Source organism: Myxococcota bacterium, from assembly GCA_039030075.1.
GTDB lineage: Bacteria > Myxococcota_A > UBA9160 > UBA9160 > SMWR01 > JAHEJV01.
Window position 1 is genome coordinate 347,559 of record JBCCEW010000002.1, and the last position, 11,763, is coordinate 359,321.

Annotated in this window: 11 protein-coding genes; 7 read left to right on the forward strand and 4 right to left on the reverse strand. The window is 69.5% G+C overall.

All coding sequences use genetic code 11. The features are described from left to right. Positions 1-116: 116 nt before the first annotated feature. From AAF430_03405 to AAF430_03415, 3 genes are all read left to right on the forward strand, one after another. Complete coding sequence (locus tag AAF430_03405) at positions 117-887, forward strand: winged helix-turn-helix transcriptional regulator (GenBank protein MEM7409266.1); 771 nt, start codon at positions 117-119, stop codon at positions 885-887. Next, positions 884-1,978, forward strand: a complete 1,095-nt coding sequence (locus AAF430_03410) for an acyl-CoA dehydrogenase family protein (protein MEM7409267.1) — start codon at positions 884-886, stop codon at positions 1,976-1,978. The genes AAF430_03405 and AAF430_03410 overlap by 4 nt, the downstream gene beginning before the upstream one ends. A gap of 68 nt (positions 1,979-2,046) precedes the next feature. Next, positions 2,047-3,219 carry an acyl-CoA dehydrogenase gene (locus AAF430_03415; protein MEM7409268.1) on the forward strand — a complete coding sequence of 391 codons (1,173 nt, stop codon included), beginning with the start codon at positions 2,047-2,049 and terminating at the stop codon, positions 3,217-3,219. A 136-nt stretch (positions 3,220-3,355) separates the two neighbouring features. Here the strand turns inward: AAF430_03415 and AAF430_03420 are convergent, their stop codons facing one another. Further along, on the reverse strand, positions 3,356-4,048 hold the full coding sequence (locus AAF430_03420; protein MEM7409269.1) for a Crp/Fnr family transcriptional regulator: 693 nt from the start codon (positions 4,046-4,048) through the stop codon (positions 3,356-3,358). A gap of 186 nt (positions 4,049-4,234) precedes the next feature. On the opposite strand from AAF430_03420, the gene AAF430_03425 reads away from it, so the two are divergent. From AAF430_03425 to AAF430_03440, 4 genes are all read left to right on the forward strand, one after another. After that, positions 4,235-5,011, forward strand: a complete 777-nt coding sequence (locus AAF430_03425) for a class II aldolase/adducin family protein (protein ID MEM7409270.1) — start codon at positions 4,235-4,237, stop codon at positions 5,009-5,011. Positions 5,012-5,062: 51 nt separating this feature from the next. Beyond that, positions 5,063-6,040: an NAD(P)H-quinone oxidoreductase gene (locus AAF430_03430; GenBank protein MEM7409271.1), complete on the forward strand. Its 978-nt coding sequence runs from the start codon at positions 5,063-5,065 to the stop codon at positions 6,038-6,040. Positions 6,041-6,154: 114 nt separating this feature from the next. Continuing rightward, positions 6,155-6,595, forward strand: coding sequence for a nucleoside-diphosphate kinase (gene ndk, locus AAF430_03435; protein MEM7409272.1), 441 nt, complete (start codon positions 6,155-6,157; stop codon positions 6,593-6,595). A gap of 405 nt (positions 6,596-7,000) precedes the next feature. Beyond that, complete coding sequence (locus AAF430_03440) at positions 7,001-7,894, forward strand: alpha/beta fold hydrolase (GenBank protein ID MEM7409273.1); 894 nt, start codon at positions 7,001-7,003, stop codon at positions 7,892-7,894. A 25-nt stretch (positions 7,895-7,919) separates the two neighbouring features. Here the strand turns inward: AAF430_03440 and AAF430_03445 are convergent, their stop codons facing one another. The 3 genes from AAF430_03445 to ftsA all read right to left on the reverse strand — a co-directional run bounded on the left by AAF430_03445 (position 7,920) and on the right by ftsA (position 11,685). Continuing rightward, a complete protein-coding gene (locus AAF430_03445) occupies positions 7,920-8,729 on the reverse strand; it encodes an enoyl-CoA hydratase-related protein (protein ID MEM7409274.1) in 810 nt (269 codons plus the stop codon). A 111-nt stretch (positions 8,730-8,840) separates the two neighbouring features. After that, positions 8,841-10,277, reverse strand: coding sequence for a cell division protein FtsZ (gene ftsZ / locus AAF430_03450; GenBank protein ID MEM7409275.1), 1,437 nt, complete (start codon positions 10,275-10,277; stop codon positions 8,841-8,843). Between the two features lie 178 nt (positions 10,278-10,455). Then, positions 10,456-11,685 carry a cell division protein FtsA gene (gene ftsA, locus AAF430_03455; GenBank protein ID MEM7409276.1) on the reverse strand — a complete coding sequence of 410 codons (1,230 nt, stop codon included), beginning with the start codon at positions 11,683-11,685 and terminating at the stop codon, positions 10,456-10,458. Between the last annotated feature and the right edge of the window lie 78 nt (positions 11,686-11,763).

Genomic DNA, 11,763 nt, shown 5'->3' on the forward strand with positions numbered 1-11,763 from the left:
GATATCCCATGCGAAGCCTGTTTCACCGCGATCCATCCCGGGGATCCCCGATGCCCGCACGACGACGAAAGACCGACGCTTCCGAGCCTCGCGACGCCTCCGGCCTCGGAGGGGCGGTGCCGAAGCCGGCCAGCATCTTCGACCCGGTGGGTCGGGGTCTGGACGTGATCGGCGACCGCTGGACGTTGGTGCTCGTGCGTCACCTCCTCGATGCTAACCGCGGCTTTCAGGAGCTGCGCAAGCGCACCGGCATCGCGCCACGCGTGCTCTCGGCTCGCCTGCGCCAACTGACCGCCGACGGCTTCGTCGAAACCGTCGCCGACGGCTCGCGCTCGCTCTATGCCCTGACGCCCCAGGGCCGTTCGCTCGCGCCGATCATCACCGCGATCGCGCGCTGGTGGATCCGGCATGGGCTGCGCGACCTCGACGTCGACGCCTCGCGTTTCAACGCGACATCTCCCCAGTCGGTGCTGGAAAGCCTGCCCTTCATGGTGCGCGAAGATCGCGCGGCCGATGTCGACCTCACCTTCGAGATCCGGCTCACGGGCGATGGCGGCGGCGCGTGGAGCGTGCGGGTGCACAAGGGCGCCTGCGAAGTGCGCGCCGGATTCGCCGCCCGTGCCGACGTCCGATACACGGCCGACGCACGGGTGTGGTGCGGCGTCGCGCTCGGCTTGATCGACGCCAGCGATGTCTACCGCCGTGGCCTCTTCGCCAAGGAAGGCGGTCAGCAGGCGATGGACGACTACTTCCACCAGGTGGCGCCCGAGGGACGCGCGCTCCCGCTCGAGCGTGCGCTGCCCGGTTTCTCCGAATCCGACTCTCTACCCCAACCCGGACCTCAAGAGACGGCGTCTCACGAGGATCCCACAAGGAGCAATCCGTGATTTCCTTCCAATTGACCGAAGAGCAGCAGGTCGTACGCGACTCGCTGCACGAGTTTGCAGAGCAGGTGCTGCGGCCTCTCGCGCGGGAGTGCGACGAGGCGTCCGAGATTCCGAACGACTTCCTCGACCAGACCTGGGAACTCGGTCTGGTCTCGACCGCGATCCCCGAGGCCTTCGGCGGCGCGGGCGAACCGCACTCACCGATCACCCAGGCGCTGATCGCCGAGGAGCTCGCCTGGGGCGACGCCACCCTCGCCACGGCGGCACTCGCGCCGTTGGCCTTCGTGAATGCGCTGCTCACCCAGGGCACCGAGGCCCAGCAGGCCGAGCTGCTTCCGCTCTTCTGCGGTGAGCGCTTCCACGCCGCGTCGCTCGCCTGGATCGAGCCCGGCCCGGCCTTCGAGCCCCTGCTGCCGCGCACGCTCGCAGAGCCGAAGGGAGACGGGTTCGTCCTCTCGGGTGCGAAGAGCTTCGTGCCCTTCGGTGATCGCGCGAGCCACTTCCTGGTCGTGTGTCGCAACAACGGCGGACACGACGCCTTCATCGTGCCGCGCGACGCCGGCGGCCTGCAGATCTCGGAAACCGAGAAGAACGTCGGGCTGCGCGCGCTGCCCACCCACACGCTCGAGCTCGAGCGCGTCGAGGTGCCCGCATCCGCGCGCCTCGGAGGCGAGCAAGGCTTCGACCTCAAGCGTCTGCTGAACCACTCGCGGGTCGCGCTGGCCGCGCAGCTCGCGGGGATCGCGCGAGCCGTCGTCGAGTACGCCGTTCCCTACGCCAAGGAGCGCGAGGCCTTCGACCAGGCGATCGCCCAGAAGCAGGGCATCGCCTTCAAGCTGGCCGACATGCACATCGAGACCGAGGCGATGCGCTGGCTCACCTGGAAGGCGGCCAGCCAGCTCGAGCAGGGTCTCGATGCGTTGGCCGGTGCGCACCACGCCCGGGCCTACGCTTCGGAGAAGGCGATGTGGGTCTCGGACGAGGGCATCCAGGTGCTCGGCGGTCACGGCTTCATTCGCGAGCACCCCGTCGAGATGTGGTACCGCAACGCCCGCACCCTGGGCGTGCTCGAGGGCACCGTCTCCGTCTGACGCCGAAGCGTCTTCCCCTTGCGCATCGCGACGCCGTCGCGCCGGTGCGTCACCCCTAGAGGATTCCCATGATCGATTTCACCCTGACCGAAAATGACCAGAAGCTGCTGGGCCAGGTGCGCGAAGAAGCGCTCGTCGCGCGCAAGTACGCCCGGCACTACGACGAGAACGAGCACGAGTTCCCGCCGGACCGGCTCCCGGAAGCCGACGACTTCCCGAACGTGTACAGCCATTTCAAGGACCGCACGGCGGATGACACGAGCATGCCCGTGATCAGCATGCTGGTGTCCGCCGGACAGACCTGGGGCGATTACTCGGTACGTCTCCAGCGCGGGAAGGGCGGCCTCGGCAACGCCGCGCTGCGCGCCTCGGGAACTCCCGAGCAGCAGGAGAAGTGGGGCGGTCTGACGCTCTCGATGGCGATCACCGAGCCCGGTTGCGGGTCGGACCCGTCGAAGGTGCAGACGACCGCGGTGCTCGATGGCGACGAGTGGGTGCTCAACGGCGAGAAGATCTTCGTCACCACGGGCTGCCGCTGCGAAGGCGTCGTGCTGTGGGCCACCCTCGACAAGAGCGCGGGCCGCGCTGGCATCAAGTCGTTCCTGGTCGAGAAGGACACCCCCGGCTTCACCGTCGCCCACAAGGAGAAGAAGCTCGGGATCCGCGCGGACGACACCGCGGCCTTCGTGTTCAAGGACTGCCGGATTCCGCGCGAGAACCTGCTCGGCGGCGACGAGTCGATCCCGAAGGAGAGCTCGGGTGGCTTCAAGGGCGTGCTCAAGACCTTCAACATGACGCGTCCCGCGGTAGCTGCGATCGGGCTGGGGATGGCCCGCGCCGCCCTCGACTTCACCCGCGATCAGCTGCGCGAAGCGGGCATCGAGATCGAGTACGGCACCCGTCTGCAGGGTCAGTCGGCGATCGTCGCGAAGTACCTCGAGCTCGAGGCGCTCACCGAAGCCGCCGAGCTGACGATCCTCCGCGCGGCCTGGCTGTCGGGCGAAAGCCAGCCCAACAACCTGGAGGCCTCGGTCTGCAAGGCGAAGACGGGCACCGTCGTACGTCAGGTGACCCAGGGATGCATCGACATCCTCGGGCCGCTGGGTGTCTCGCGGGAGCACCTGCTCGAGAAATGGTTCCGCGACGTCCGCATCACCGACATCTACGAGGGCACCGGCGAGATCCAGCGCATGATCACGGCGCGCGAGCTGCTCGGTTATACCCGCGCCGAGCTGAGCTAAGGCCGATGTGTGACATCGGCCTTGGACCGCGGACGCGCGAAGCGCGTCTAGCGAGCTAGGCGCACGCCGCACGCGAGTCCCTGCTGGGCGCGGGGCGCCCCCGGGCGTCCCGCGCCTCTCTCGTTGGGGTTCGCGTTCAGGCCGCTTCGATCAGCCCGCGCAGTGCGTCGCGATCGAGGATCTCGATGCGCCCGTAGGCGATGCGGATCCAGCCGTCGGTCTCCCAGCGGCGCAGGTGGCGCCCGGTCGCTTCGCGGGTGGCGCCGACCATCGCCGCGAGCTTCTCCTGGGGCAGGTGGAGCTCGATGGCGACGGCCCCGTCCGGACGCTCGCGGCCGTGATCGCCGGCGATCTCGAGCAGGCGCTTCGCGAGTCTCCGCGGGAGCTCCAGGAGCACCGCGTCTTCGAGCAGTTCGAAGAGCATCCGCACCCGTCGGCTCAGCAGCTCGGCGAAGTGGGGCCAGAACTCAGGGTGCTCGTCGAGGAGCGCCCGAAATGCGCGCTTCGGCACGAACCAGAGCTCGGTCTCGCCGACCGCCAGGTTGTCGTGGGTACGCGGGAGGTCGTCCATCATCGAGAGCTCGCCGAACCACTCGCCGGTGGAGAGCACGGTCAGCACGTGTTCGCGACCGTCGGGGCTGGGCCCGATCACCTGGATGCTGCCCCGCTTCACCCCGTAGAGGCCGTCGGCGTCGTCGCCGCGGCGGAAAACGGCCTCCTGGTCGGCGAGGCGCCGGAGCTGGGCCTGCGACTCCAGGGCGTCGGTCACCGCTTTGGGCAGGTTCCGCAGGAAATCGCGGTGGACCAGGAGGCGGGATTCACTCGACATCGGGGCTCCGGCGGCGCTGCGGCCTCTCCGCGCGCGGGGTGGCCCGTGAGGAATTTGGCGCCCGGGGCCGATTTCTGCCGCTTTTTTCGCGGATTGGGACCCGGGTCGCAGTCCCGGGCCCGGGGCCGGCGTAGCCTGGGTGCCGCATCGACAGAGACGGGCCCGACGCCCCAAGGAGGCTTTGCGATGACCACGAACCCCGCGACCCCGCTGCACTCGATCCGACCGGCCGCCGACGCGCCCCAGACCGAGGCGGAGCTCCGCGTCGAGCTGGCTGCCGCGTACCGTCTTGTGGCGCTCCACGGCTGGGACGACCTGATCTTCACCCACCTCTCGGCGCGCGTCCCGGGGACGGACCACTTCCTGATCAACCCCTACGGCCTGCTCTTCGAGGAGATCACCGCCTCGAGCCTCGTGAAGGTCGATCTCGAGGGGAACAAGCTGGACGACAGCCCCTACCCGGTGAATCCGGCCGGCTTCACGATCCACAGCGCCGTGCACAGCGCCTGCCCCGACGCCCACTGCGTCATCCATCTCCACACGGTCCAGGGCCAGGCCGTCTCGGCCCAGGCCGAGGGTCTCCTGCCCCTCACCCAGACCGCGCTCCAGGTGATCGACGACGTCGCCTACCACGACTTCGAGGGCATCGCCGAGGATCTGGGCGAGCGCGAGCGCATCGTGGCCGACCTCTGCGACAAGCACCTGCTGATCCTGCGCAACCACGGGACGCTCACCTTCGGCGAGACCGTCGCCGACGCCTGGCTGCGCATGTACATGCTCGAGCGCGCCTGCGAAGCCCAGATCGCCGCACTCACCGGCGGCCGCGTGATGGAGCCGTGCCGCGAGTCGCGCGAGAAGACGGCCCAGATCGCCCAGGCCGGTCTCACCACCGTCGGTCGCAAGCTCGCCTGGCCGGCGCTGCAGCGAAAGCTCGACCGGATCGACCCGAGCTACCGCGACTAGCGGACGCGGCAGGGGCGACCCGAACCGGCGTCCCCGCTACGTTCCGCCGCCATGAAAGCGATCGTCCTCTCTGAGTTCGGCGACGAGTCGGTGCTGCAGCTGGGAGACGTGCCGGATCCCACGCCGGGGCCCGGCGAGGTCCGTCTCCGGGTGCATGCCACCGCCGTCAACCGGGCCGACCTGATGCAGCGCCGCGGTATGTACCCGCCGCCGCCAGGCGCCCCCGAGATCCTCGGGCTGGAATGCGCCGGCGAGGTCGCCGAGCTCGGAGCCGGCGTCGATGGCTGGAAGGTGGGGGATCGCGCGATGGCCCTGCTGGCCGGGGGTGGCTACGCCGAGCAGACCGTGGTCCACGCCGGTTCGCTGCTGCCGATTCCCGAGCGCCTCTCCTTCGAAGAGGCGGCGGCTGTCCCGGAGGTCTTCCTGACCGTCTTCCTCAACGTCTTCCAGCTCGGTGGGCTGAACGAAGGCGGCACGGTGCTCGTGCATGGCGGCGGCAGCGGCATCGGCACCGCCTGCATCCAGCTCGCGAAGCACGCCGGTGCCCAGGTGATCGTCACGGCGGGCAGTCCCGAGAAATGCCAGCGTTGTCTCGACCTCGGCGCCGACCGCGCCGTCGATTACCGCGAGGGCGATTTCGTCGCCGTCGCGAAGGAGCTGACGGGAGGGGAGGGCGTCGACGTCGTGCTCGACTCGATCGGGGCCCCCTACCTGGAGAAGAACCTCAGCAGTCTCCGGGTCGGCGGCCGGCTCGTGCTGATCGGCCTGATGGGCGGCGCGAAGGCCGAGATCTCGCTCGGTGCCCTGCTGATGCGACGACTCCAGGTGATCGGCTCGACCCTGCGCGCGCGGCCCGTCGACGAGAAGGCCGAGCTCGCCCGTGCCTTCTGGGATCGCTTCGGAGCGGGCTTCGAGAGCGGTGCGCTGTCTCCGGTCGTCGACCGGGTGTTGCCCCTGGCCGAGGCGGCCGACGCCCATCGGCTGCTCCAGGCGAGCCACCACTTCGGGAAGGTCGTCCTGCGCGTCTGAAATCCCGAGAGGGCACCGGAGAGGGGGTGCGGCCCTCCGGCGGCCCGCTAGTCTCCCGCCCCCATTCACCGGCTCGCGCCGGATTCGCGAAAAACCGAGGAGAATCGCCGCATCATGGCCATCGAACGCACGCTCTCGATCATCAAGCCCGACGCCACCGCCAAGCCGGGCGCCACCGGTGAGATCCTGAGCCGTTTCGAGAAGGCAGGCCTCGAGATCATCGCGATGAAGAAGATCCACCTGACCGAGACGCTGGCGAAGGGCTTCTACGCGGTGCACAAGGAGCGCCCCTTCTACGGGGAGCTGGTCCAGTTCATGACCTCGGGGCCGGTCGTCATCTCGGTGCTGCAGGGCGAGAACGCGATTCAGGCCCACCGCGACCTGCTCGGGCCCACGAACTCCAACGAGGCGCCGGCGGGCACGATCCGGGGCGATTTCGGGACCGACATCGAGCGCAATGCCGGGCACGGCTCGGACGCGCCCGAGACCGCGAAGATCGAGATCAGCTACTTCTTCGCTGCCGCCGAGGTGCTGGCCCCCGTCGAGGCGCTCTGAACGCTTGGGTCCGGCGCCCGAAGTTGGTGATTTCAGTCACCTCGGGCCGCTGTGACGATTGCTATCGCTCAAGCATTGGACTGGGTGTTCGAAACGAAGAACAACGGCCACCGCCCGCGCCGCACCCGGTGCGGCCCTTCGCGAAGGCCCGACGCGCGAAAGCAGACCGAGGGAGAACACACGTGGCTCGCGCCCTGCGCAATCACACCGTCTGGCTGACCCTGACCTACGTGGGCCTCATCTTGTTGATGGCCCGCACCTACGCCTGATCCCACCTCGGTTCTCGGCCCGAAGCGCCGTTCCCGGGCCGCCAGGACGCGGCCCGCATCAGCGACCGGCAACGAAGCTCCTCCCATCGGCAACGCCGCGGGCTGCCGTGGCTGCCGACCGCGCTAGCGTGCGGCCATGCCGCGCATCACCGCCAACGGGATCGAACTCGACTACGCCCAGCACGGTGACCCCGACACGGGGCGTCCTCTGGTGCTGATGCGGGGTCTCGGCACCCAGCGGATCCAGTGGCCCGACGTGTTCCTGGACGCCCTCGTCGCCGGCGGTCATTTCGTGGTCACCTTCGACAACCGCGACGTCGGGCGGAGCCAGTGGTTCGACGAGGCGGGCGCGCCGTCGATCCCCGATCTCCTGAAGGCCGTCGCGGAAGGGCGCCAGCCCGAGGTCGCCTACGACCTGCACGACATGGCGGACGACGTGGTGGGCCTGATGGACGCCCTCGGCATCGCCAACGCCCACGTCGCAGGGATCTCGATGGGTGGAATGATCACGACCGTGGTCGGCTACCGGCACCCCGACCGCGTCCGGAGTCTCGTTCCCATCATGGCGAGCACCGGGGCACCCGATCTCCCGCCGGCCACCCCGGAGGCCATGGCCGTGCTGACCACGCCCGCGCCCACGGAGCGCGAGGCCTACGTTGCCCACCAGGTTCGCAGCGCCAAGGTGATCGGCAGCCCGGGGTTCCCGACCCCCGAAGCGGAGCTCGCCGAGATGGCCGGTCGGGTCTTCGATCGCGCGTTCCATCCCGAGGGCAGCCTGCGTCAGTTCGTCGCCGTCGGCGCCACGGGCGATCGCAGCGCGCAGGTCGCGACGATCACGGCGCCGACGCTCGTGATCCACGGGACCGCCGATCCGCTGGTCCCGGTCGCGTGCGGCCGCGACATCGCGGACAAGGTGCCGGGGGCCCGCTGGCTCGAGATCGAGGGTATGGGGCACGACGTTCCTGTCGCGCTCTGCGGGCGCATCGCCGATGCGATCTCCGAGCACACCCGCGAAGCCGAGCGCGCCTAGCGCCCGGGCGGGCGTTCTCGGAAGCTCAGCGCCCTGCGAACTTCGGGTCGCGGCGCTCGCGCGCGGCGGCCAGGCCCTCGTGCACGTCCTGTGACTCGAAGGTCACGGCCTGCTCGTGGGCCTCGAAGCTCAGCTGGTCCTCGAGGGTGGCGTCGGCGGTGCGATCCAGCGCGCGCTTCACCGCCCGGACGGCGAGCGGCGCGCAGGCGGCGATCTCTTCCGCCAGCGCCCGAGCGGCCGGGACGACCTCCGCCGCGGGGAGCACCCGGTTCGCCAGGCCCATCGCGGCGGCCTCTCGGCCGTCGATCACGCGGCTCGTATAGAGCAGCTCGGCCGCCTGCGGCCCGCCGACCAGGCGAGGCAGGGTCCAGGTGGCCGCCATGCCCGGGTGGAGGCCGAGCTTCGTGAAGTTGAGTCCGAGCTTCGCTTCCTCGGCCACCAGGCGCAGGTCGCAGCCCAGCGCGACACAGAGACCGGCGCCCACGGCATGGCCGTTGATGGCAGCGATGCTGGGGCAGGGGAGTTCCCGCACCGACAGGAAGAGCTTGTAGAAACTCCGCATTGTGTCGCGGATGCCGCGGCGCGCGACGCCGGGCTCGGCGGCCCCCTCGGCGGCTCGCTCCTCGATCATCCCGAGGTCGCCCCCGGCCGAGAACGCGCGCCCCGCACCGGTCAGGATCACCGCACGCAGATCGGACTGATCGCGCAGCGCGGCGATGCGCCGGGCGAAGACCTCGCCCATGGCCTGGGTCATGGCGTTGCGGCGGTCGGGGTCGTCGAAGGTGAGGGTGGCGATGCCGCCCTCCTGGTGGAGCTGGACGAGTGCGTCGGTCATGGCGCCGGATCCTAGCCTCGATCCCGGGCGCGCCACGCTCGCTGCCACGAAAAAGGGCGCCCCGCGAAGCGGGACGCCCTGGGATTCCGGAGCCGCCGTGGGCGGCCGGGATCAGTCGGCCGAGCGGCGCAGGAAGGCGGGTTTGTCCCGGTCTTCCTCGTCCTCCTCGCTCGAGTTGCGCCGCAGGAAGGTGGGCACGTCGAGCTCGTCCTCGAAGGGCGACATCCAGTCCTCGCCCTCGGGCTGCCCCGCGGGCGGCTCGGGCGCGGTGGTCGGTGCCGCGATCTCGTCCGCGGTCGCGGCCGGGAGCATCGTAGTCTGCGCCGGGGCGCTCGGAGCGGGCTCGGGGGCCGGCTCGCTGGCCCGCGCCGGGGCCCGCGCCGGAGCCGGAGCCGGAGCGGGCTCGGGGCTCGCATCGAAGCGCAGCGGCGTCACGTTGCTGTGCTCTTCGACCCGGATCTCGGTGGTGGTCTCGCGGGGGTCGCGGCCCACCCGCTCGCCGTCGAGGCCGGTGGCGATCACGGTGACGCGCATCTCGCCCTCGGGCACCTCGTCGTCGATCACGGCGCCGAAGATGATGTTCGCGTCCTCGTGGGCCGCTTCCTGGATCAGCGTCGAGGCCTCGTTCACTTCGAAGAGCGAGAGATCCGAGCTGCCCGTGATGTTGATCAGCACGCCCCGCGCACCGTCGATCGAGAGATCCTCGAGCAGCGGGCTCGAGATGGCCATGCGCGCGGCTTCTTCGGCCCGGTCCTCGCCGTTGGCGACGCCCGTGCCCATGAGCGCGACGCCCATCTCGTTCATGATCGTGCGCACGTCGGCGAAGTCGAGGTTGATCAGACCGTGGATCGTGATCAGGTCCGAGATGCCGCGCACCGCGTTGTGCAGCACGTCGTCGGCGAGCTTGAACGCGTCGCGCATCGCCGTGTTCTTGCCGGCCAGGGCGAGCAGCCGCTGGTTCGGAATCGTGATGACCGTGTCGACGACGCGGTGCAGTTCATCGAGCCCGCGCTCGGCGTGCTTCTGGCGAACCCGACCCTCGAACAGGAACGGTTTCGTCACCACACCGACGGTGAGCGCGCCCATTTCGCGCGCGACTTCGGCCACGATCGGGGCGGCGCCCGTGCCGGTGCCACCGCCGAGGCCGGCGGTCACGAACACCATGTCCGTGCCTTCGAAGGCCTCGCGCAGTCGCTCGCGGACTTCCAACGCCGACTGACGTCCCTTGTCCGGGTCGGCGCCGCAGCCGAGGCCGCGCGTCACTTCGCTGCCGAGCTGCACCTTGATCGGCGCCAGGTTGTGCTGCAGCGCCTGCGAGTCCGTATTGGCCGCGATGAAGTCGACGCCCCGCAGGCCCGAGGTCACCATGTTGTTCAGCGCGTTACCGCCACCGCCGCCGACACCGACGACCTTGATCACCGCCTTGTTCGTGGCGGTGTCCTCGAACTCGAGGAGGCTCTTTTCCTCCTGGACTTCGGGAGCCGGCGTTTCGATCAGCTCGGTCTGCTGCTTGGACGAATTGCGATCGGATGAACGCTTGGTCGCCATGATCTCACCCCCCAGTGTCACGATGGCGTTGCGACGAATCTGTGTTGTGACGCGATCTTATCGAAAAACCGCGTTTCTTGTGAGGGCTATTCGGTCGCTTTTTCGACGGTGAAGGCGGCGGGCTCCCTCGGTGGGAGCCGCCGCCGCCGTCATCGTCTGGGCTTGCCCGGTCGGGGCGCTACTCGAACTGGAAGAACCAGTCGCGCATGCGCTGCTTCACCCGCCCGAAGATCGACTCGTCGCGGATCCGGAAGCGGGTGATCTCGCGATCCTGGGAAGCGCCGAACAGCACGAGACCGACGCCAGTGGCGTACATGGGCCCCCGCACGACGTCCTGGAGCCCTCCGACCCGGCTGGGAATGCCGTGGCGCACGGGCGTCTCGAAGATCTCCTCGGCGAGGTCCGGCACCCCCTCGAGGGCCGAGCAGCCACCCGTGAGGACCACGCCCGACGGAATCCGCTCCTCGAGGCCCTCCTTGATGAGGTTCTGGCGGGCGAGGGAGAGGATCTCGTCGATCCGGGGCTCGATGATCTCGCACAGCAACTTCCGCGAGACCTCGCGCGGGCGTCGGCCGCCGACACTCGGGACGCTGATCACGTCGTCGCTGCCGAGGAAGCGCGCCGCCGCCACGCCGAACTTCTTCTTCACGCGCTCGGCTTCGTCGAAGGGCGTGCGGAGCCCGACGGCGATGTCGTTGGAGACGTGGGCGCCGCCCAGGCCGAGCACCGAGGTGTGCTTGATCGAGCCCTCGGCGTAGACGGCCACGTCGGTGGTGCCGCCGCCGATGTCGATCAGGCAGACGCCCAGATCGCGCTCGTCCTCGGCCAGGCACGCCTCGGCCGATGCCAGCGGCTCGAGGACGATGTCCATCACGTTGAGGCCGGCCTTGTTGGCGCACTTCACGATGTTCTGGGCGCTGGTGACCGCGGCCGTGACGATGTGGATCTTCGCTTCGAGGCGCACGCCGCTCATGCCCAGCGGCTCCCGGATGCCGTCCTGGTCGTCGATGATGAACTCCTGGGGGATCACGTGGATCACCTCGCGGTCCATCGGGATCGAGACGGCCTTGGCGGCGTCGATCACCCGCTTCACGTCGCCCGGCGAGACCTCGCGGTCCTTCACCGCGACGACGCCGTGGGAGTTGAAGGCCCGGATGTGGCTGCCTGCGATCCCCGCGTAGACGGCGCTGATCTCACAGTCGGCCATCAGCTCGGCTTCCTCGACGGCGTGTTTGATCGACGCGACCGTCGCGTCGATGTCGACCACCACACCCTTGCGCAGGCCGCGCGACGGGTGCGTCCCGATCCCCACGATGTCGATCCCGTCCTCCGTCGGCGCCGCGACGATCACACAGATCTTCGTGGTGCCGATGTCGAGACCGACGATCAGCTCTTCCTTCTTGCCCATGGCGTCTCCCCCCTCGATGAGACTCGGGTGCGTGCTTGCCGACACCCGTGGTTGTGGACGACGCGTCGCATCCACGAC